The following is a 21886-nucleotide window of genomic DNA, read 5'->3' as shown; positions in this document are numbered from 1 at the left end:
CTCAAGGCGTTTGCTGGGGCTTGCCGCGAATCAATTCGCGCAAGGCAAAACGGTTGGGATGGCACGCCTGGGCGACGCTGGTGGGCAACGGCAGCGGTTCGTTATCCAGCCAGGCGGCCAACAGTTCTGCCGACAAGGGCGCGGTGATCAGGCCGCGTGAGCCATGGCCGCTGTTGATGTACACGCCGTCCAGCCAGGGGCAGGGCGTATCGGGCACTTGCCGGGCATCGCGGGAGAGTACGCCATAGGCTTGGGCGAAGGCCGCTGCGTCGGCCAGCGGGCCAACGATAGGCAGGTAGTCGGGGCTGGTGCAGCGGAATGCCGCACGGCCTTGCAAGGTTTCCAGCGGCAAGGTATCGGCGTGCAAGGCATGCAGCAGCGGTGGGGAGATTTCCCGCAGCAGGGCCAGGTTGTCGGCATGTTCGGCCAGGGTGGGGGTCAGGTCGTCGCTGTTGAAGGCAAAACTGGCGCCCAGGGTATGTTCGCCCAGGCGTGCGGGGGCGACGTAGCCCTGGGCGCAGACCACCGTGCTCAAGTGCTGGCTTTCAGTGGTTTGCGGCAAACGGGTGATTTGCCCGCGAATGCGCTTGAGGGGCAGGGCGGCACTGAAAGGGAAGCGCTTGACCTCGGCGGCACCGGCGAGGATCACCACCGGTGCACTGGCGATCAGCGCCTCGGCGTCTCGGGCCTGCCATTGGCCGTCGACCTGCTGCAAGGTCAGCGCCTCTTGATGAAGGCGCAACTCAACGCCTGTGTGGCGGGCCTGCCACTCGCACAGCGCTGGCGGATGGACCCACCCGCCCTCGGGGAAAAACAATCCGCCCTGGTCCAGCGCCACGCCAGCGAGGGCTTGGGCCTGGGCCACATCCACCGGGTGCAGCAGGTCCGCGGCAAAGGCCTGCGCCAGTTGTGCCTGGCGCTCGGCCTCCTTTGGGTTGAACGCCAGTTGCAGCACGCCGCAAGCGTCCCAATCCACACCGCGCTGCAACTGTTCGAGCAGCCTGCGGGTGTAGCCGAAGCCGCTCACAATCATCTGCGACAGTGCGGTGCCATGGGCCGACAGCTTGAGATACAGCACCCCTTGCGGGTTGCCGGAAGCCTCCTGGGCCAGCGCCGCATGCCGCTCCAGCAGGCACACCTGCCAGCCGCGTGCCGCCAGGCTGGCTGCCGTGGCGCAACCGGCCAGCCCCGCGCCGATCACCAGGGCGCGGTGTTCGGCGTGGAGGGTTGTCGGGCGGGCGAACCACGGCGGTGTGGCCGTGGGCCTGGGCGTGTCTTGCGGCCAGCCGACGAACTCACCGCGCAGGATTTCCCACTTGTGGCCGATGCCCGGGGTGCGCTTCATCTTGAAGCCTGCCGCGTTGATCAGGCGCCGCACCCAGCCAGTGCTGGTGAAGGTGCTGATGGTCGAGCCCGGCGCTGCCAGGCGCGCCAGTTCGGCGAACAGCTCGGCGGTCCACATATCGGGGTTTTTCGCCGGGGCAAAGCCGTCGAGGAACCACGCATCGATCTGTGCATCCAGTTGCGGCAGTTGCTCCAGGGCATCACCGATCAACAGGGTCAGGGTCACGCGGCCGTGGCCCAGCACCAGGCGCTGGAAACCCTGGTGGATGGCTACGTATTGCGCCAGGAGTTGCTCGGCCAAGGGTTGCAGTTCAGGCCAGAGGGCCAGGGCACGTTGCAGGTCAGGGTGGCTGAGCGGGTATTTTTCCACGCTGACAAAGTGCAGCCGTGCGCCGGCCACTGCGTGCTGCTCGAACAGTTGCCAGGCGCAGAGGAAATTCAAGCCGGTGCCGAAGCCGGTCTCGCCAATCACCAGTCGCCCGCCGGCAGGCAAAGCGGCGAAGCGCTCCTGCAGGCGGTTTTGCTCAAGGAACACATAACGGGTTTCTTCAAGGCCCGACTGGTCGGAGAAGTACACATCGTCGAACACCCGCGAGTGCGGGCGGCCTTGGTCATCCCAGTCGAGCTGGGCGTGGGTGATGGGGTTCATGGCGGCTCATAAAGGAAAGCGGGCAAAGACAAGGCGGCCATTCTAGCCGATCAACAGGGGTTGGATTGACCCAAGGCAATCCCGGGTGGAATTTCCTGCCACAGGTCGTTGCCCAATCCGCTAGTCTTGAGCCATCTTGAAACGGAGCTGCCCATGTTCGAATCCGCCGAAATCGGTCACGCCATCGACAAAGACACCTATGACGCCGAAGTGCCGGCCCTGCGCGAAGCCTTGCTGGAGGTGCAGTACGAACTGCAGCAGCAGAAACGCTTCCCGGTGATTATCCTGATCAACGGCATCGAGGGCGCCGGCAAGGGCGAGACCGTCAAGCTGCTCAATGAATGGATGGACCCGCGCCTGATCGAGGTGCGCACCTTCGACCAGCAGACCGACGAGGAACTGGCGCGCCCACCGGCCTGGCGCTACTGGCGGCAACTGCCGGCCAAGGGCCGTATGGGTATCTTTTTCGGCAATTGGTACAGCCAGATGCTGCAAGGCCGGGTGCATGGGCAGATCAAGGACGCTCGACTCGACCAGGCCATTGCCGGTGCCGAGCGCCTGGAAAAAATGCTCTGTGACGAAGGCGCGCTGATTTTCAAGTTTTGGTTTCACCTGTCCAAGAAACAGATGAAGGCTCGTCTCAAGGCGCTGGCCGATGACCCGCTGCACAGCTGGCGCATCAGCCCGCTGGACTGGCAGCAGTCCAAGACCTACGACAAGTTCGTGCATTTCGGTGAGCGCGTGCTGCGCCGCACCAGCCGGGATTACGCACCCTGGCATGTAATTGAAGGGGTGGACAGCAATTATCGCAGCCTCACCGTGGGTAAGATCCTGCTCGAAGGCCTGCAAAATGCCTTGAAAATGCCCAGGGGCAAGGCCAGCGGCATGAACCCGGCGCCGCTGCCGTCGGCTGTGGACCAGGTAAGCCTGCTCAACAGCCTCGACATGACCCTGCGCCTGGACAAGGACGACTATGAGGAGCAACTGATCACCGAGCAGGCGCGTTTCTCCGGCCTGATGCGCGACAAGCGCATGCGCAAGCACGCGTTGGTGACGGTGTTCGAGGGCAACGACGCGGCGGGCAAGGGCGGCGCGATCCGCCGTGTCGCCGCGGCCCTGGACCCGCGCCAGTACCATATTGTGCCGATTGCCGCGCCCAGCGAAGACGAACGCGCCCAGCCCTACCTGTGGCGGTTCTGGCAGAAGATCCCGGCACGCGGCATGTTCACCGTGTTCGACCGTTCCTGGTATGGCCGCGTACTGGTGGAGCGCGTCGAGGGCTTCTGCACCCCGACGGACTGGATGCGCGCCTATGGCGAGATCAATGATTTCGAGGAGCAGTTGCGCGATGCTGGCGTGATCGTGGTCAAGTTCTGGCTGGCCATTGATAAGCAAACCCAGCTGGAACGTTTCCAGGCCCGTGAAGAGATTCCGTTCAAGCGCTTCAAGATCACCGAGGACGACTGGCGCAATCGCGACAAGTGGGACGACTACCGTGCAGCCGTGGGCGACATGGTCGATCGCACCAGCACCGAGGTGGCGCCCTGGACCCTGGTGGAAGCCAATGACAAGCGCTGGGCGCGGGTCAAGGTGCTGCGCACCATTAACCGTGCGCTGGAAGAAGCATTCGATAAAACCGACAAGCACGACAAAAAGAAAAAGAAATAGCGCGGATCAAACATTGGTCCAAATGTGGGAGGGGCGGTGCGACGATTCGACTTGCTCCCGATAGCAGGCTGTCAGTACCTGCATTTGCAACTGACCCACCGCTATCGGGGCAAGCCCCCTCCCACATTGGATCGCCACTCATCAGGTAGACCGTGTGCCGGCGCCATGCTTTTGCATTTATGCAGTGAATGATCATCGCAGCCGACCGGGCCTGGCTCTATCCTCGATCCACAACCACAAGATCGAGGTAAGCCCATGCGTGAAGTAGTGATCGTCGACAGTGTGCGAACCGGCCTGGCCAAGTCCTTTCGTGGCAAGTTCAACCAGACCCGCCCCGATGACATGGCGGCCCATTGCGTCAATGCGCTGCTGGCCCGCTATGGCATCGATCCGGCCACTGTGGAGGATTGCATCGTCGGTGCCGGCTCCAACGAAGGTGCCCAGGGCTACAATATCGGGCGCAATGTGGCGGTGCTCTCGCAACTGGGTACCGGCACGGCGGGCATGACCCTCAACCGTTTCTGTTCGTCGGGCTTGCAGGCGATTGCCATCGCCGCCAACCAGATTGCCTCGGGCTGCAGCGATATCATTGTCGCCGGCGGCGTGGAGTCCATCAGCCTGACCATGAAGAGCGTCAACACCGACAACCTGATCAACCCGCTGCTTAAGGAGCAGGTGCCGGGCATCTACTTCCCGATGGGTCAGACCGCCGAAATTGTAGCCCGTCGCTATCAGGTCAGCCGTGAAGAGCAGGACCTCTATGCCCTGCAAAGCCAGCAGCGTACTGCCCAGGCCCAGGCCGAGGGCCTGTTCGATGACGAAATTGTGCCGATGGCAGTCAAGTACAAGGTCGAGGACAAGCACACCGGTGCGGTGCAGATCCTCGATGGCGTGGTGGATCGCGACGACTGCAACCGCCCGGACACCACCCTGGCCAGCCTGGCCGGGTTGAAGCCCGTGTTCGCTGAAGACGGTTCGGTAACGGCGGGCAATTCCTCCCAGCTCTCCGATGGGGCCTCGATGACCCTGGTGATGAGCCTGGAAAAAGCCCTGGCATTGGGGCTCAAGCCCAAGGCGTTTTTTCGTGGCTTTACCGTCGCCGGTTGCGAGCCGGATGAGATGGGCATTGGCCCGGTGTTTTCGGTGCCCAAGCTGCTCAAGGCCAAGGGCTTGCAGGTGGCGGATATCGACCTGTGGGAGCTCAATGAAGCTTTTGCTTCACAGTGCCTGTATGCACGCAACCGCCTGGAAATCGATAACGCCAGGTACAACGTCAATGGCGGTTCGATCTCCATCGGCCATCCGTTTGGCATGACCGGGTCGCGGCAGGTGGGGCATCTGGTGCGCGAACTGCAACGCCGTAATTTGCGCTACGGCATTGTCACCATGTGCGTGGGCGGGGGCATGGGCGCTACCGGGCTCTTCGAAGCTGTACGCTGATCAAAATGTGGGAGGGGTGGCTCCCGATAGCGGTGGTCCAGCCAAGTATTTTGTGGCTGATACACGGCCATTGGGGCATGGGTATCTACACAACTTTTGGTACGCCGCTGGACGTGTGGGAGGGGGCTTGCCCCCGATGGCGGCCTCAGGGCCGACCAGGATGTTGGATCAGACCGAGTACATATCCGTTATTTGGGCAACGGCCACTATTGGTTCCGCTCTTACAGCCAGCCCTTTCAAGGTCTTTGGAAAAAGCCCCAAAACATGATCGTTTTTTGACCAAAAGAGATGCTGGCTGAGCCAAATTCAACTCGTTTATTTCTTAATTTCAGCCTGGAATTGGCGTAGGACGCGATTTAGGCAAAGACCTTGAAAGGGCTGGCTCTTACAGCGGCTCACTTTTGAACAGCCGGAATGCCGGCCCAGGCAAAAGTAAGCAAAATGCTCCTGCCCCACGACTCGGCACCTCGCCCGGGCTCGGTGTGCCCTCACTCCGGCTTGAAGCCGTGGGCCACGGCTTCAAGCCTGCGTTCGGCCAGCGTGGTTTAACGGGGCGCCTAAGATCAAAAGCAAGATCAAAAGCGACTCGCTGCGCATCGCAGATACGCCGGCGGCGCTTTTGCTTTTCTGTAGGAGCGAGCTTGCTCGCGAAAAACCTGAGAACGCCGCGTTCTTTCTGGTTTTCCGTGTCATCGTTAACGACCTTCGCGGGCAAGCCCGCTCCCACAGGGGTACGCGCACGCTTCAACGATCAGGTCGGCTATAAGGCCGCCTCGCTGTGTTTTTGATCTCAGGCGCCCCGTTAAACCACGCTGGCCGGAATTCGACAGGGATTTGGGGCACACCGAGCCCGGGCGAGGTGCCGAGTGGTGGGGCAAGAGCGTTTTGCTTACTTTGCCGCTTTTGCAAAGTGAGCCGCCGTAAGGGCGGAACCTATGGTGGCCGTTACCTAAATAACGGATATGTACTCGATCAAAGTCCAACATGCTGGTCGGCTGTCAGGCCGCCATCGGGGGCAAGTCGAATCGTCGCACCACCCCTCCCACAGTTGGTCATCCGCGTATCCGAATCTGGTCACTTACCCCTAGAATGGCTGCTCCTCCACCTCTGGTTTTTGGGGCACTCATGCACATCTCTTCCGGCCGCTGGGTCTACGGTTTCTTGCTGACCCTGCTGACCGCCTTTCTATGGGGCATTCTCCCGATCAAGCTCAAGCAAGTGTTGCAGGTGATGGACCCGATCACCGTCACTTGGTTTCGTCTTACAGTGGCCGGCACTTGTTTGTTCGTGTACCTCGCCGCCACCAAGCGCCTGCCCAGCCGCAAAGTGCTCGGCCCCAGGGGCGGCTGGCTGGTGGCCATGGCGGTGTGCGGGCTGGTGGGTAACTACGTGCTGTATCTGGTTGGCCTGAGGATGCTCAGCCCCGGCACCGCTCAACTGGTGGTGCAGATGGGCCCGATCTTCCTGATGATCGCCAGCGTGTTTGTCTTCAAGGAGCGTTTCAGCCTGGGGCAGGTACTCGGCCTGGTGGTGCTGATCATCGGCTTCGGCCTGTTTTTCAATCAGCGCCTCGTGGAGTTGCTGACGTCCCTGGGCACCTATACCGCCGGGGTGCTGACCATCCTGCTGGCCACCTCGATCTGGGTCTTCTATGCCTTGGGCCAGAAGCAGTTGTTGACGGTATGGAATTCCTTGCAGGTGATGATGGTGATCTACCTGTTTTGCGCGGTGCTGCTCACGCCGTGGGCGCATCCCCTGGAGGCGTTGCAGTTGAGCCCGCTGCAAGGCTGGCTGCTGCTGGCGTGCTGCATGAACACGTTGGTGGCGTATGGCGCGTTTGCCGAAGCGCTGGCCCACTGGGAGGCGTCGCGGGTGAGTGCGACCCTGGCGTTGACGCCGCTGGTGACCTTTGTCGCGGTGGCGCTGGCGGCGTGGCTATGGCCGGATTATGTCCAGGCCGAAGAGATCAACGCCCTGGGTTACTTCGGCGCATTCGTGGTGGTCTTGGGGTCAGCTGCAGTTGCCCTGGCACCGTCGCTGCTCGCCGGGCTCAAGGCCCGGCGGCTGCGCATGGCGGTTTAGCTACCGAGCATGTTTTCCGGGCGTACCCACTGGTCGAACTCGGCGTCGGTGAGGTAGCCCAGCTCCAGGGCGGCTTCGCGCAGTGTCAGCCCTTCGGCGTAGGCTTTTTTGGCGATCTCTGCCGACTTGTCGTAGCCAATATGCGGGTTGAGTGCGGTAACCAGCATCAGCCCGCGCTCCAGGTGTTCGGCCATTTTCTCGGCGTCGGGCTCAAGGCCTGCGATGCAGTGCTCCTGGAAGTTGTTGCAGCCGTCGGCCAGCAGGCGGATCGATTCAAGCAGGTTGTGGATGATCACCGGCTTGTACACGTTCAACTGCAAGTGCCCTTGGCTGGCGGCCATGCTGATGGTCACGTCGTTGCCCAGCACCTCGCAAGCCAGCATGGACAGGGCTTCGCACTGGGTCGGGTTGACCTTGCCCGGCATGATCGAACTGCCCGGTTCATTGGCCGGCAACTTGACTTCGGCCAGTCCGGCCCGCGGTCCTGAACCCAGCAGACGCAGGTCGTTGGCGATTTTCATCAGTGCCACGGCCAGGGTTTTCAACGCGCCGTGCAGGGTCACCAGCGGTTCATGGCCGGAGAGGGCGGCGAATTTGTTTGGCGCGGTCACAAAGGGCAAGCCCGACAGCGCGGCCAGTTCGGAGGCAATTGCCTCGCCAAAGCCGTGGGGCGCATTGAGTCCGGTGCCCACTGCGGTGCCCCCCTGGGCCAGCTCGCACACGGCGGGCAAGGCGCTGCGGATCGCCCGCTCGGCGTAATCGAGCTGGGCGATAAACGCCGAGAGTTCCTGGCCGAAGGTGATCGGCGTGGCGTCCATCATGTGGGTGCGGCCGGTCTTGACCAGCTTCATATGCCGCGCGGCCAGCTCCGCCAGGCCACCGGACAAGGTCGCGATGGCCGGCAGCAGTTGCTCGTGAACCGCCTGCACTGCAGCGATGCTCATGGCGGTAGGAAAGCAGTCGTTGGAACTCTGGGAACGGTTGACGTGATCGTTGGGATGCACCGGGCTCTTGCCACCGCGGTTATTACCCGCCAGTTCGTTGGCGCGGCCGGCAATCACCTCGTTGGCGTTCATGTTGCTCTGGGTGCCACTGCCGGTCTGCCAGACCACCAGGGGGAACTGGTCGTCATGCTGGCCGTCGAGGATCTCGTCGGCGGCCTGTTCGATCAGCCGGGCGATATCGGCGGGCAGGTCGCCGTTGCGGTCGTTGACCCGGGCGGCGGCCTTCTTGATCAGGGCCAGGGCATGCAATACCGCCAGCGGCATACGCTGCTCGCCAATTGCGAAATTGACCAGCGAGCGCTGGGTTTGCGCGCCCCAATACGCGTCATCAGGGACTTGCACTTCTCCCAGGCTGTCGGTTTCGATACGGCTCATCGGGCACCCTCCTTATCCAGTCGTGATTGGTCAGTTTAGGCCCTGGCGGCTGCCGTGGGTTCCCTAAATCCGCATTTGGGCCATCGCGCCCCGCAAAACCGGGGCCCGCCAGGGGGTGGGGTTGAGCCGCGAGGTTTTTTAGGCGCAGAATGGTCGCCCTTGGGGTCTTACCTCGCCTGCTAGAAAGGAAACTCGATGACTCGTCTTCGTGCCATCTGTACCGCGGTTGCTCTGGTTTGCGCCAGCGGCCAGGTTTTTGCCGATACCGCCAGCCACAACGCCAGTGCCGAAGCCTTCCTTACCCTGGCCCATGCTGACAAGCTGGGGACCCCGGTGTACATGCAAGTGCAGCAAATGTTCGCCCAGCGTTTCGAACAAACCAAGGCGCCTGCCGCCAAGCAGTCCGTACTGGACAGCTACCAGGCCAAGGCCAACGCCGCCCTGGACCAGGCAATCGGCTGGCCTAAGCTCAAACCCGACATGGTCAAGCTCTACACCACCAATTTCAGCGAGTCCGAGCTCAAGGACCTGGTTGCTTTCTATCGGTCGCCACTGGGCAAGAAAGTCCTGGAAAAAATGCCGCAGCTGACCCAGCAATCGGCCCAGATGACCCAGGCCAAGCTTGAAAGCGCCGTGCCGGTGGTGAACAAGCTGTTGGAAGACATGACCAACGAGCTGACACCAAAAGCCGCCGCACCGGCCAAGAAGAAGTAAGCACGATGACCATGCAACAGCGTATCGAAACGGCGCTTGTCGCCCTGGCTCCGGAACACTTGAATGTGCTGGATGAAAGCCATATGCACAGCCGTGGGTTGCAGACCCACTTCAAGGCCGTGCTGGTCAGCCCGGAGTTCGAGGGGCTTAACCGCGTCAAGCGCCACCAGAAGGTCTATGCCACCTTGGGTGACCTGATGAGCGAGTTCCATGCGTTGGCGCTGCATACCTACACGCCTGAAGAATGGGCGAAAATCGACGCAGCCCCGGCCTCGCCGACCTGCGCCGGCGGGCATGACTGATGATCGGGTGTCTCTGACCCCCGGCATTTGTTAGAATCCGCAACGCGCCGCTTAGCCGGCGCGTTTTTTTTGCATCCGGTTCACCCCTTACGAGGGTAGCCACCTGGAGAGAACACCCATGACTCAACCGATTGTCGTGGCGGCACTGTATAAGTTCGTCACCCTCGAAGACTACGTCGCCCTGCGCGAGCCACTGTTGCAGGCGATGGTCGATAACGGCATCAAAGGCACCTTGCTGATCGCCGAGGAAGGCATCAATGGCACCGTGTCCGGCAGCCGTGAAGGTATCGATGGTCTGATGGGCTGGCTGAAAAAAGACCCACGCATGGTCGATATCGACCACAAAGAGTCCTACTGCGACGACCAGCCGTTCTACCGCACCAAGGTCAAGCTCAAGAAAGAGATCGTCACCCTGGGCGTTGAAGGCGTCGACCCGAACAAGAAGGTCGGCACCTACGTCGATCCGAAGGACTGGAATGCGCTGATCAGCGACCCGGAAGTGCTGTTGATTGACACCCGTAACGACTACGAAGTGTCCATTGGTACCTTTGAGGGCGCGATCGACCCGAAAACCACCAGTTTTCGCGAATTTCCCGACTATATCAAAGCCAACTTCGACCCCGCCAGGCACAAGAAGGTCGCCATGTTCTGCACTGGCGGCATTCGTTGCGAAAAAGCCTCGAGCTATATGCTCAGCGAGGGCTTCGATGAGGTCTACCACCTTAAAGGTGGGATTCTGAAGTACCTTGAAGAGGTGCCCCAGGAACAGACCAAATGGCAGGGCGACTGTTTTGTGTTCGACAATCGCGTGACCGTGCGCCACGATTTGAGCGAAGGCGACTACGATCAATGTCATGCCTGCCGCACACCGGTGAGCATCGAGGACCGGGCATCCGAGCATTATGTGGCCGGCATCAGTTGCCCCCATTGCTGGGATAAGCTGCCGGAGAAGACCCGTCGCAGCGCGATTGACCGCCAGAAGCAGATCGAGCTGGCCAAGGCCCGCAACATGCCGCACCCGATCGGCTTCAACTACAAGCAAACTCCTTCCGAGGCCTGAGCCATGTCAGCGCGCCTGCTCTATGTAATGGATCCGATGTGTTCCTGGTGCTGGGGTTTTGCCCCGGTAGCGCAGGCGCTGGTTGAGCAGGCCCAGGCGGCCGGCGTAGACGTGCACCTGGTGGTGGGCGGCCTGCGTACCGGCAGCGGCGCGGCGTTGGAGCCGACCACCCGGCGCTATATCCTGGAGCACTGGCAGGCCGTCACCGACGCCACCGGCCAGTTGTTCAAGCGCGAGGGCGCGCTGCCTGAGGGTTTTGTCTACGACACCGAGCCGGCCTGCCGCGCCATCGTCACGGCGCGCAGCCTGGCGCCGGATTGCGCATGGACGTTGCTGGGGCTGATCCAGCGTGCATTTTATGTCGAGGGCCGCGACGTGACCCTTGCCAGCGTGCTGGTGGAACTGGCGGAGCAGGCGGGCATACCACGCATCGAGTTTGCCGGTGCCTTCGACCGTGCCGAACAGCATGCGGCGACGGCGGCCGATTTTACCTGGGTGCAGGATTTGGGCATCGCTGGCTTCCCTACCTTGCTGGCCGAGCGCGATGGGCAGTTGGCCTTGCTGACCAATGGCTACCAGCCGCTGTCCGAATTGTCGCCATTGCTCGCCCGTTGGCTGGAGCGAGCCGCCTGTGTATGAGCAACCTCAACGCACCGACCGCCTGACCTGGGCCGAAATCCGCCGTCTGGCCCTGCGCCACAAGAAATCCCTGTGGCTTGCCAACGGTGTCGCCGTACTGGCGACCCTTTGCAGCGTGCCCATCCCGCTGCTGTTGCCATTGCTGGTGGACGAAGTGCTGCTCGGCCATGGCGATGCCGCGCTCAAGGTGATGAACCACGCGCTGCCCCTGGGTTGGCAGAAAGCCGCCGGCTATATCGGCCTGATGCTTATGGTGACCCTGGCGCTGCGTTGTGGCGCGCTGGTGTTCAACGTGGTGCAGGCGCGCCTGTTTGCGCGCTTGGCCAAGGACATCGTCTATCGCATCCGCGTGCGCCTGATCGAGCGCCTCAAGCGTATCTCCCTGGGCGAGTACGAAAGCCTGGGCAGCGGGACGGTCACCACCCACCTGGTCACCGACCTGGACACCCTGGACAAGTTCGTCGGTGAAACCCTCAGCCGTTTCCTGGTGGCGATGCTGACCCTGGTCGGCACCTCGGCGATCCTGGTGTGGATGCATTGGCAGCTGGCGTTGTTGATCCTGTTGTTCAACCCGCTGGTGATCTACGCCACGGTGCAGTTAGGCAAACGGGTCAAGCATCTCAAGAAGCTGGAGAACGACAGTACCTCGCGTTTTACCCAGGCGCTGACCGAGACCCTGGATGCCATCCAGGAAGTGCGTGCCGGCAACCGCCAGGGTTTTTTCCTTGGGCGCCTTGGCCAGCGTGCCCAGGAGGTGCGTGACTACGCCATTCATTCCCAATGGAAAACCGATGCGTCAAGTCGCGCCAGTGGCTTGCTGTTCCAGTTCGGTATCGACATTTTCCGTGCCGCGGCCATGCTGACCGTGCTGTTTTCCGACCTGTCCATCGGCCAGATGCTCGCCGTGTTCAGCTATCTGTGGTTCATGATCGGCCCGGTGGAACAACTATTGAACCTGCAATACGCCTATTACGCGGCCGGTGGCGCGCTGACGCGCATCAACGAGTTGTTGGCGCGTGCCGATGAGCCGCAATACGCTGGCGGCGCAGATCCGTTCAGCGGGCGCGAAACCGTCGGCATCGAGGTGCGTGGCCTCGACTTCGGCTATGGCGAAGACCTGGTGCTTGACCAATTGAACCTGGCCATCGCACCGGGCGAGAAGGTTGCGATTGTCGGCGCCAGCGGTGGCGGTAAAAGTACCCTGGTGCAACTGTTGCTGGGGCTGTACACGCCGCAGGCGGGCATTATTCGTTTTGGCGGTGCAACCCAGCAGGAGATCGGCCTGGAGACCATTCGCGAGAACGTTGCGGTGGTGCTGCAACACCCGGCGCTGTTCAATGACACCGTACGCGCCAACCTGACCATGGGCCGCACGCGTTCCGACCAGGCCTGCTGGCAGGCGCTGGAAATCGCCCAGTTGGAGGCGACTGTCAAGGCACTGCCCCTGGGCCTGGACAGCGTAGTAGGGCGCTCTGGCGTCCGCTTTTCCGGCGGACAAAGGCAACGCCTGGCCATTGCCCGCATGGTGCTTGCCGAGCCAAAAGTGGTAATTCTGGATGAGGCCACCTCGGCGCTGGATGCAGCTACCGAATACAACCTGCACCAGGCACTGGCGCGGTTTCTCAGTGGACGTACTACACTGATCATCGCCCACCGGCTGTCTGCAGTGAAGCAAGCTGACCGGGTGCTGGTATTCGATGGCGGGCATATCGCCGAGGATGGCGATCATCAGCAGCTGATCGCCGATGGCGGATTGTATGCAAAACTGTACGGACATCTGCAACAAGTGCGTTGATTTAGCTTAGGCTGTGCTATCGGAAGCGGATTTTCGCGTGCGTATTGAGCTGTGCATGTGCAAGGGACTTCATGAAGCAAAAGCGGACTCTCGGAACACCACGGTTGTTGGGTATTGTCTGGCCCTTTATCGCCGTTGTCTTGTTCCAGGCATTGTTAGGCTGCGGTAGTCTCTACGTGCTTTCTGCGGTGCGTGGCTATGTGGCTGGTGAAAGCCTGTGGTCCAAGGGCCAGAAAGACGCGATCTACTACCTGACGCTGTATGCCGATAGCCGCGACGACGCCACTTACCTCAAATACCAGCAGGCCATTGCCGTGCCCCAGGGCGGGCATGAGTTGCGTGTCGCCCTGGACAGTGCCACGCCTGACCTGGCTGCCGCACGCCTGGGCATCCTCAAGGGCGGCAATCACCCGGATGACGTCCCCAGCCTGATCTGGCTGTACCTCAACTTCCGCCACTTCAGTTATCTGGAAAAAGCCATTGAGCTGTGGACAGTCGGCGATGGTTATCTGGAACAGCTGGATGAACTGGCCCGGGAGATGCACCGCGCCATCGTCAGTGATCAGGTCACGGACAATGAAGTGCATGGCTGGAAGAAGCGCATCATCGCCATCAACGAGGGAGTGACACCGGCCGCCAAGGCGTTCAGCGATGCCCTGGGCGAAGGTTCGCGGATGATCCTGCGGCTGTTGTTGATCACCAACCTGGCCACCGCCCTGGGCTTGATCATCCTGGCGCTGCTGCGCACCCACAAGTTGCTGACCCAGCGCCACGCATTCGCCGATGCCCTGCAAGCGGAGAAGGAGCGGGCACAGATCACCCTGGAGTCAATTGGCGATGGGGTGATTACCACTGACGTTGACGGTGCCATTGCCTATATGAATCCGGCGGCCGAAGTGCTAACCCTCTGGAAGTCGGAACAAGCCCAGGGCTTGCCGCTGGCGGCGTTGTTCAAGTTGCTGGATGAAAACGCCGAACCCGACGGTTTCACCTTGATCGAACACATCGTCAAGGGCCAGCTCAGTGGCGGCAGCGAGCATTCCAAGCTGATCCAGCGCCTGGACGGCAGTACCGTCTCGGTCACCCTGGTCGGCGCGCCGATCCGCAGCGCCGGCAAGATCAGTGGTGCGGTGTTGGTGCTGCACGACATGACCCAGGAGCGCCAGTACATTGCCAACCTTTCCTGGCAGGCGACCCACGACGCCTTGACCGGCCTGGCCAACCGTCGCGAATTCGAGTTCCGCCTTGAGCAAGTGCTGCAACAGGTTGCACGCCAGCAAAGTGGGCGACATGCCCTGATGTTTCTCGACCTCGACCAGTTCAAGCTGGTCAACGACACCTGTGGCCATGCCGCGGGTGACGAGCTGCTGCGTCACATCTGTGCGTTGTTGCAATCGGATTTGCGCGAGGGCGATACCCTGGCGCGATTGGGCGGCGATGAGTTCGGCATCCTGCTGGAGAACTGCCCGCCGGCGGTGGCGGAAAAAATCGCCGAAAGTTTGCGCCATACCGTGCAGAGCCTGCACTTCGTATGGAAGGGGCGGCCGTTCATGACGACCGTCAGTATCGGTCTGGTGCATATCTCGCAAACCCCGACTACCCTGGAAACGTCCCTGCGTGCCGCTGACATGGCGTGCTATATGGCCAAGGAAAAGGGCCGCAACCGCGTGCAGGTGTACCACGCCGATGACTCGGAGCTGTCTCTGCGCTTTGGCGAGATGGCCTGGGTGCAGCGACTGCACATGGCCCTTGAAGAGGACCGCTTTTGTCTCTACGCCCAGGAAATTTCGCCTTTGGGGCACACCGAACCTGGCAATGGGCACATCGAAATTCTCCTGCGTCTGCATGACGAGGCGGGGCGGATCATTTTGCCCAATAGTTTTATTCCGGCGGCGGAACGCTATGGCCTGATGACATCGCTGGATCGTTGGGTGGTAGAGAACGTATTCAAGATCATCGCCCGTTGCCTGAATGAACGCCCGGGCCGCCCCATGGCCATGTGTGCGATTAATCTGTCAGGCATCACCATTGGCGATGATGATTTCCTAGGGTTTTTGCGTGAAAAATTCGGCACTTACAACATACCCCCGGAAATGATTTGTTTTGAAATAACTGAGACCAGCGCTATCGCCAATTTGGGCAGTGCGATTCGCTTTATTAATGAACTCAAAGCCTTAGGTTGCCATTTTTCACTCGATGACTTTTGCGCCGGAATGTCCTCATTCGCATATTTGAAACATTTACCTGTAGACTTCCTGAAGATCGATGGAAGTTTCGTAAAGGATATGCTGGACGACCCGATTAACCGCGCCATGGTCGAAGTGATCAACCACATCGGCCACGTCATGGGTAAGCGCACAATTGCCGAGTTTGTTGAAACACCCCAGATCGAACAGGCTTTACTTGAGATCGGTGTGGATTACGCCCAGGGCTATCTGATTGAACGCCCGCGATTGTTTACCTTTGATAGCTTGCAGTGTCGACCTGCGCGACCGCAGCCCCTGTTATTCAAGGCGCCCGGCACCTTCCGCTGAAACATTTGCTGGTCTGTACAATCACACTTAAAAAGGAGCCCTACAGTGATCGACACATTCAACAGAACCGGCCCGCTTATGGAAGCCTCGAGTTACCCCGCCTGGGCGCAGCAATTGATCCAGGCCTGTAGCGAGAGCAAGCGTCGGGTTGTCGAACACGAACTGTATCAGCGCATGCGTGACAACGCCCTCAGCGCCAAGACCATGCGCCACTACCTGATTGGTGGTTGGCCAGTGGTGGAACAGTTTGCCTTGTACATGGCGCAAAACCTGACCAAGACCAAGTTTGCCCGTCACCCTGGCGAAGACATGGCGCGACGTTGGCTGATGCGCAATATTCGCGTGGAACTCAACCACGCCGATTATTGGGTGCATTGGGCGCGTGCCCACGGTGTCAGCCTGGAAGAACTGCAAGCGCAAGACGTACCGCCGGAATTGCACGCACTGAGCCATTGGTGCTGGCACACCAGTTCGGCCGATTCATTGATCGTCGCGATTGCCGCCACTAACTACGCGATTGAGGGGGCGACTGGGGAGTGGTCCGCCGTCGTCTGCTCGACCGGTGTATATGCTGGCGCCTTCCCTGAGGAAGATCGCAAGCGCGCGATGAAGTGGCTCAAGATGCACGCCCAGTACGACGATGCCCACCCGTGGGAAGCCCTGGAAATCATCTGCACCCTGGCCGGGACCAACCCCAGCAAGGCGCTGCAGGAAGAGCTGCGCCAGGCGGTGTGCAAGAGCTACGACTACATGTACCTGTTCCTGGAAAGCTGCATGCGCCTGGAGAACGCGCAGAAAGACCAAGACCAGGCGCCGGCGGTTCGTGAACGCCCAATGCGCGTCGCCAGCGAGGCATGAGGTAAGTGTGATGGCGGGGGCCTACCCCGCCATTGCCAAGCGATTGCGGCCTTCGCGCTTGGCCACGTACAACGCGTTGTCTGCCCGGCGCAGCAGGCTTTCAGCCGACTCGGCCGCCAATAGCGTCGAGCAGCCCAGGCTCACCGTCAATTCGATCCGTGTGCCCTCCACCCAGTAGTCCTGGGCTTGTGCCGCCTGGCGCAGGCGCTCGCCGACCATCCTCGCGGCCTCGCGACCGGTGTTGGACAGCAGGATCAGAAACTCTTCCCCGCCAAAGCGGAACACCATGTCCACGTTACGCAACTGGCGTTTGATCGCCCCGGCCACGGCGCGCAGCACACTGTCGCCGGCGGCATGCCCGTGGGTGTCATTGATTTTCTTGAAATGGTCGATGTCCAGCATCAGCAACGACAGCGGATGCAGGTGCCGCCTGGCCATGTCGATTTCCCGTTGCAGGGTCTGGTCCATGGCGACGCGGTTGCCGGTTTCGGTCAACGGGTCACGCAGGGCGCTGCGCGTGGCGGCGCGGTAGAGCAGGGCGTTGCGCATTGGGTAAAGCAACGTTACCAACAGCGCCTCGAGCTGGTGCAGCTCCTCTTCGATCAGGCGTTGGTTACGGCGCAATACCAGCTCGCCCAAGTGCTCGCCCTCGTGGCTCAAGGTATAGCTCACCGAATGGTGGCCACGATGACCGAACTCCAGGCGCAGGTCGCTGGCGACATGGCGATATTGCAACGCATCCAGTGGCACCAGGCGCTGTATTTCGCGAAAGAACAGACTGAGGATACGCTCCGGCTCAAGGCTGGTTTGCAGCTGCTGGCTCAATTGCTGGCGAAGTTCAGTGAGGGTCGCAGGACGGCGTGGGCGAAGGGAAGGCTGACCCAATCCCAGGCGCTGCAATTTGGCACTGTCGAAGTCAATTGCGTTGGTCTGGGTGGGTGTTTTCATAAACGAATGGCCTCTAAGCACTTGGCTGTCTTACAGGCGGGATGAGAGTGGCGAACGCCAAGCGTCTTACTGTTCCTTCAGTACCGTAAAACATTGGAAACAGTTTAAACCGCTTTGCCTCGGGTTATAACCCCAGGGCACTGCCGCACGTCTTGTCATCGCCTAACCTGCTTGGAAAGTATCAGGGCGAGATTCGTGCCAAGTTTATAGAGTCAATAAAATTCCTTATAAATCAATCGACTGTATTTGAGATAAGAAAATTCTGACAAACAATGGCGCCAGTTATTTGGCTGGTTGGAGCTGGAGTTGCTACAGCTTGTTCAGTTTTACTCTTTTTGCGGATCGGGTTGTTTGTCGAAAATAAAAAAGCCTGGATTAAGCCGCAAATACAGCACGGCTCCCATCACGGTAAAATCCAGGCATACGTTCAGGCTCGCGGTATCGCCGATCAGCAGGGCTAGACCAGGGTGCTACGGTCGATCTGTGCGACTGAAGTGACTCCGGTCAAGGTCATTGCTACGCGCATTTCCTTGGCGAAAATATCCAGCAGGTTTTCCACCCCGTGCTGGCCCTCGGCAGCCAGCGCATAGGCGGTGGCACGCCCCAGCAGGCATGCCTTGGCACCCAGGGCGAGCATGCGCACTACGTCGAGCCCGGAGCGAATGCCGGAGTCCACCAGCACGGTCAGGTCGTCGCCCACAGCTTCGGCAATTGGCGGCAACGCCTTGGCCGTGGACAAGACGCCGTCGAGTTGCCGGCCGCCATGGTTGGAGACCACGATACCGTCGGCGCCGAAACTCACCGCATCCCTGGCATCCTGTGGGTCGAGGATGCCCTTGATGATCATCGGGCCTTTCCAGAACTCACGGATCCATTCCAGGTCTTTCCAGCTGATCGACGGGTCGAAGTTGTTGGCGAGCCAGCCGATGTAATCTTCCAGATGGGTGGGTTTGCCCAAGTACGTGGAGATATTGCCCAGGTCATGGGGGCGGCCCATCAGGCCCACGTCGAAGGCCCATTGCGGCTTGGTGATCGCCTGCAACATGCGCCGTTGCGCCGCATACGGTCCCGACATGCCCGAGTGCGCGTCGCGGTAGCGGGCACCGGGCGTGGGCATGTCGACGGTGAAGACCAGCGTGGTCACCCCAGCCGCCTGCGCCCGCTCCAGTGCGTTGCGCATGAAGCCGCGATCCTTTAGCACATACAGTTGGAACCAGATCGACTGCGGGCTTTGCGAGGCCACTTCTTCAATCGAGCACACCGATACCGTCGACAGGCAGAAGGGAATGTTTTTATTGGCTGCCGCCTTGGCCGCTTGCACTTCCCCGCGCCGCGCATACATGCCGGTCAGGCCCACCGGGCTGAGGATCACCGGCATCGCCAGCTTGGTGCCGAACAGCTCGGTGCTCAGGCTCAGGTCGTCGACATTGCGCAGGATGCGCTGGCGCAGGCTGATCTCGGCCAGGTCCGAACTGTTGGCGCGCAGCGTGTGCTCGGCGTAGGCGCCGCCGTCGATGTAGTCGAACAGAAAGCGCGGCAACTTGCGCTTGGCTGCAGCGCGGTAGTCGGAAGCGGACGAGATGATCATCTACGGTGTCTCCACAGGGCAAAGTGCTACACCATAAGCAAAGTTGTGACATGATAAAAACAACTTTTATCACTGCTATCCAGTCGCAAAAGGAATACTGATGAACCTGCGAACCTTGCGTGCGTTTGTCGAAGTGGTACGCCAGGGCGGCTTTTCCCAAGCGGCCGATACGGTGGCGCTGACCCAGTCCACCGTCAGCAAGGCGGTCAAGACCCTGGAGGACGAGCTGGGCACGCCGCTGCTCAATCGTCTCGGCCACAAGAACGAGCTGACCGCCGCCGGCGAAATTGCCTACCGCCGCGCCCTGGTGATACTCGCCGAACGCAACGACCTGGTGGCTGAAATCAATGACCTGCGCGGCCTCAAGCGTGGTGTGCTACGCATTGGCCTGCCGCCCGTGGGATGCGGCGTGTTGTTTGCCGCCATGTTTGCCGCTTACCGCAGCCGTTACCCGGACATCGATATCGAACTGACCGAATACGGCAGTAAAAAACTGCGCGAATGCCTGGAGGCGGGGGAGGTTGACCTCGCGGCCCTGCTGTTGCCGGTAGACGAAGGCTTCGACTACCAGCCGGTACGCAACGAACCCCTGATCGCCGTGCTGCCTATCAGTCACCCATTGGCGCGTCGCAAGCGCATCGACTTCACCGACCTGGCGGACTCGCCATTTATCCTGTTCGAAGCCGGCTTCGCCCTCAACGCCAAGATCCTCAGCGCGTGCGAGCGCAAGGGCGTAACCCCCAAAGTCACCGCCCGCAGCGGGCAGATCGACTTTATCGTCGACCTGGTCGCCGCCGGGCTGGGTGTCGCGTTCCTGCCACGCATGCTGGCGCACAAGCACCAACACGCCGGCATCGCCTTGATCTCCTTGGACGAACCCCACACCGACTGGCACATCGCCCTGGCCTGGCGCGCCAGCGCCCACCTGCCACCCGCGGCCCGGGCCTGGCTGGATTTGGCCCTGGAGCCGGCGTTTTCAAGTGGACATGACGGTTAATTGCGGCGAGCGTCAGGGAAAGCTTGACTTCTTCTTTTTAATCAGTAACATACGGCGCATTCCGCGATAGCTCAGTTGGTAGAGCAAATGACTGTTAATCATTGGGTCCCTGGTTCGAGTCCAGGTCGTGGAGCCAGATAGAGAAAAGCCTGCAGAGATGCAGGCTTTTTTTTGCTTGGGATTTGACCCAGCAAACCAAACGCTTAGCGCGCTTAGCATGACGCTATCTCGAGTCCTTCGATTCAGAGGTAAGGCCCATGAAAGTCGCAGCAGTCGTTTCAACCAAAAGCGGGCCGGGAAAATCCACGGTTGGCGCTAATCCAGGCGCGTTCTGCGCCGACGTGGGTCTTCGTACCTTACTCGTCGATCTCGATACCCAGCCGTCACCGTCCTCGTTCTATACGCTAACGCATGAGGCGCCGGGAGGGACCTACCAACTTTTTGGTTTCAAAGCGCACAAGGATTAACCAGGTTTACGATAGCGGTCATGGTCATGCTTGCTCTCCCATGCCCCGTGGCCTTCACATAATCCTTTTCAGTGCCCACTAAGGTTCGCTTTCCTGGTTGGAGCATGGTATCCACGATGAGTTTTTTCTTCGTTATATCCGGTTTGAAACTCGGCTCTATTGGCCAAATCTGCACGGCATAGTTTTGCGCGTGGGAAATTGCACTCCACTTGACCACCCGTTTGCATTCGACTTGACCAGTCGTTTGCATCGGACGTGACCAGGCATTTGCATTAGACTTGACCACCCGCCTAGCGGGTCATGGGAAGGCTACAGCAGTGCTACGGGTGGCACTACCTGGGGCGTGCCATCAATGATGCACATCCATCCCCAAGTCCTGAGCGCCGACGTCTTCTTAAACTCCTCGACCAAATCGCCCGCGATTTCCCCGATGTCTTCCCGCAACTCGAACTGCGGGCGCATTGCGTGCAGAACGTCAATTCCCATATCCCCAGCAAGCAGCTTGCACATCAGCCTGGTCCGAAGCTTCCAAGGCAAGGTTTTTCCGCGTCTTTCCGGATGCTGGTAAACCATAGTGTTTAAATGTGCTGACGCGTGGATGTAGTCAGCGCTGCTCATCCAGATCTGCAAGTGCGCAGGCACGCCAAGAGGTAAGACGTTGAGCACCAGCCAATCGATTAGGCCAATGGCAACACCGCGCGCCTGAAGCTCCATCGCCAGCATAAGAAGTACTTTGTGTAGGGAGTTTGCTGCTTTTATAGCAAGAGATTTTCGACCCAGTTGATCTGCTTCGACCACTATCGCGATCAGCGCTGCGAGGGTATCCAGGCTTGCCCTGCGTTCGAGTTTTTCGAGTAGAACTTGAGTGCTTGGTTCGCGCTGAACACTGTCCCAAATCATGTTGCTGGTGTTGCGGTAAAGCACCAGCTGGACTTCGGTGTTTAGCGTACGGAAGTAACTGTCGAAGTTGATCTTCTGTTGCCGAGAGATCAGCTTCATCAACGTCCATATAGGATGGTTCAGGTCGCGGGAGGATCCAGGTGCTAGCAGTTCCACCCTGCTCAAAGTCTTGGCCTTGGGCGAGATCATTTTCTGTTCGTATCTAGACCACTTGCTTCGGTAATGCCGGATCGTGCCATTCGTGTTTCTTCGAAACGACTCTTTTTCGAAGTACAGCTCAAGGGCATAGGCAGTTTTGAGGCCTGTCCGCTGCCTTAGGCCTTCGAACCAATAGCCCACTGCGAGCATTTCCACAGTGCTGCTCCGGGGGCTGTAATTTTCCGGAATTAGTTCGCGCAAGCTCTCTGCGAACTCCGAATAAATGTTTGCAATTCTCTTAAAATCAGACACTTAAAAATCCCTGATTGATCTTTGTACCGTAAAAAATGTAGAAGTCTTACGGCTGGAGCGCAAGGGGGCGGT

17 protein-coding genes and 1 tRNA gene are annotated in these 21886 nt (G+C 60.1%); 13 read left to right on the top strand and 5 right to left on the bottom strand.

Annotated features, from left to right (window positions below):
- Position 1: 1 nt before the first annotated feature.
- Complete coding sequence (mnmC, locus tag KVH01_RS12515; protein WP_217881666.1) at positions 2 to 1993, bottom strand: bifunctional tRNA (5-methylaminomethyl-2-thiouridine)(34)-methyltransferase MnmD/FAD-dependent 5-carboxymethylaminomethyl-2-thiouridine(34) oxidoreductase MnmC; 1992 nt, start codon at positions 1991 to 1993, stop codon at positions 2 to 4.
- Between the two features lie 153 nt (positions 1994 to 2146).
- Here mnmC and pap point away from each other — a divergent pair, with 153 nt between their 5' ends.
- The 3 genes from pap to KVH01_RS12500 all read left to right on the top strand — a co-directional run bounded on the left by pap (position 2147) and on the right by KVH01_RS12500 (position 7183).
- The gene (gene pap, locus KVH01_RS12510) at positions 2147 to 3661 is read left to right on the top strand and encodes a polyphosphate:AMP phosphotransferase (RefSeq protein ID WP_217881665.1); all 1515 of its coding nucleotides are present in this window, start codon (positions 2147 to 2149) and stop codon (positions 3659 to 3661) included.
- A 255-nt stretch (positions 3662 to 3916) separates the two neighbouring features.
- Positions 3917 to 5101 carry a thiolase family protein gene (locus KVH01_RS12505; RefSeq protein ID WP_217881664.1) on the top strand — a complete coding sequence of 395 codons (1185 nt, stop codon included), beginning with the start codon at positions 3917 to 3919 and terminating at the stop codon, positions 5099 to 5101.
- Between the two features lie 1125 nt (positions 5102 to 6226).
- Positions 6227 to 7183: a DMT family transporter gene (locus KVH01_RS12500; RefSeq protein WP_217881663.1), complete on the top strand. Its 957-nt coding sequence runs from the start codon at positions 6227 to 6229 to the stop codon at positions 7181 to 7183.
- Here KVH01_RS12500 and KVH01_RS12495 read toward each other — a convergent pair.
- Positions 7180 to 8562, bottom strand: coding sequence for a class II fumarate hydratase (locus KVH01_RS12495; RefSeq protein ID WP_217881662.1), 1383 nt, complete (start codon positions 8560 to 8562; stop codon positions 7180 to 7182). The two genes, KVH01_RS12500 and KVH01_RS12495, sit on opposite strands and share 4 nt — an antisense overlap.
- A 195-nt stretch (positions 8563 to 8757) precedes the next feature.
- Here KVH01_RS12495 and KVH01_RS12490 point away from each other — a divergent pair, with 195 nt between their 5' ends.
- The 7 genes from KVH01_RS12490 to KVH01_RS12460 all read left to right on the top strand — a co-directional run bounded on the left by KVH01_RS12490 (position 8758) and on the right by KVH01_RS12460 (position 16464).
- Entirely contained in the window at positions 8758 to 9276 is a 519-nt protein-coding gene (locus tag KVH01_RS12490) for a DUF2059 domain-containing protein (protein ID WP_043047610.1), read from the top strand.
- A 5-nt stretch (positions 9277 to 9281) separates the two neighbouring features.
- A complete protein-coding gene (locus KVH01_RS12485; protein ID WP_217881661.1) occupies positions 9282 to 9578 on the top strand; it encodes a BolA family protein in 297 nt (98 codons plus the stop codon).
- Positions 9579 to 9696: 118 nt separating this feature from the next.
- Positions 9697 to 10638 carry an oxygen-dependent tRNA uridine(34) hydroxylase TrhO gene (gene trhO, locus KVH01_RS12480; RefSeq protein WP_217881660.1) on the top strand — a complete coding sequence of 314 codons (942 nt, stop codon included), beginning with the start codon at positions 9697 to 9699 and terminating at the stop codon, positions 10636 to 10638.
- Positions 10639 to 10641: 3 nt separating this feature from the next.
- The gene (locus KVH01_RS12475) at positions 10642 to 11277 is read left to right on the top strand and encodes a DsbA family protein (RefSeq protein ID WP_043047607.1); all 636 of its coding nucleotides are present in this window, start codon (positions 10642 to 10644) and stop codon (positions 11275 to 11277) included.
- Positions 11270 to 13072 (top strand): ABC transporter ATP-binding protein, encoded by a 1803-nt coding sequence (locus KVH01_RS12470; protein WP_043047606.1) that lies wholly within the window; start codon positions 11270 to 11272, stop codon positions 13070 to 13072. Before KVH01_RS12475 ends, KVH01_RS12470 begins: the two co-directional genes overlap by 8 nt.
- Positions 13073 to 13143: 71 nt before the next feature.
- A complete protein-coding gene (locus tag KVH01_RS12465; protein WP_217881659.1) occupies positions 13144 to 15606 on the top strand; it encodes an EAL domain-containing protein in 2463 nt (820 codons plus the stop codon).
- Positions 15607 to 15684: 78 nt separating this feature from the next.
- Entirely contained in the window at positions 15685 to 16464 is a 780-nt protein-coding gene (locus KVH01_RS12460; protein WP_225924185.1) for a TenA family transcriptional regulator, read from the top strand.
- Between the two features lie 21 nt (positions 16465 to 16485).
- On the opposite strand, the gene KVH01_RS12455 is transcribed toward KVH01_RS12460, so the two are convergent.
- Together KVH01_RS12455 and lldD are read right to left on the bottom strand one after the other, a co-directional pair.
- Positions 16486 to 17412 carry a GGDEF domain-containing protein gene (locus KVH01_RS12455; protein WP_043047603.1) on the bottom strand — a complete coding sequence of 309 codons (927 nt, stop codon included), beginning with the start codon at positions 17410 to 17412 and terminating at the stop codon, positions 16486 to 16488.
- A gap of 457 nt (positions 17413 to 17869) precedes the next feature.
- On the bottom strand, positions 17870 to 19000 hold the full coding sequence (lldD, locus tag KVH01_RS12450) for an FMN-dependent L-lactate dehydrogenase LldD (protein WP_217881658.1): 1131 nt from the start codon (positions 18998 to 19000) through the stop codon (positions 17870 to 17872).
- A gap of 100 nt (positions 19001 to 19100) precedes the next feature.
- Between lldD and KVH01_RS12445 the strand changes: the two genes are divergently transcribed.
- The 3 genes from KVH01_RS12445 to KVH01_RS12435 all read left to right on the top strand — a co-directional run bounded on the left by KVH01_RS12445 (position 19101) and on the right by KVH01_RS12435 (position 20464).
- On the top strand, positions 19101 to 19997 hold the full coding sequence (locus KVH01_RS12445; RefSeq protein WP_217881657.1) for a LysR family transcriptional regulator: 897 nt from the start codon (positions 19101 to 19103) through the stop codon (positions 19995 to 19997).
- Between the two features lie 60 nt (positions 19998 to 20057).
- Positions 20058 to 20133, top strand: a tRNA-Asn gene (locus KVH01_RS12440).
- Positions 20134 to 20254: 121 nt separating this feature from the next.
- Positions 20255 to 20464, top strand: a complete 210-nt coding sequence (locus KVH01_RS12435; RefSeq protein ID WP_404822051.1) for a ParA family protein — start codon at positions 20255 to 20257, stop codon at positions 20462 to 20464.
- Between the two features lie 309 nt (positions 20465 to 20773).
- On the opposite strand, the gene KVH01_RS12430 is transcribed toward KVH01_RS12435, so the two are convergent.
- Positions 20774 to 21814: a hypothetical protein gene (locus tag KVH01_RS12430; RefSeq protein WP_217881656.1), complete on the bottom strand. Its 1041-nt coding sequence runs from the start codon at positions 21812 to 21814 to the stop codon at positions 20774 to 20776.
- Between the last annotated feature and the right edge of the window lie 72 nt (positions 21815 to 21886).

The sequence above is a fragment of the Pseudomonas khavaziana genome (assembly GCF_019145205.1).
Lineage (GTDB): Bacteria > Pseudomonadota > Gammaproteobacteria > Pseudomonadales > Pseudomonadaceae > Aquipseudomonas > Aquipseudomonas khavaziana.
This window is presented reverse-complemented; position numbering and strand designations above follow the sequence as displayed.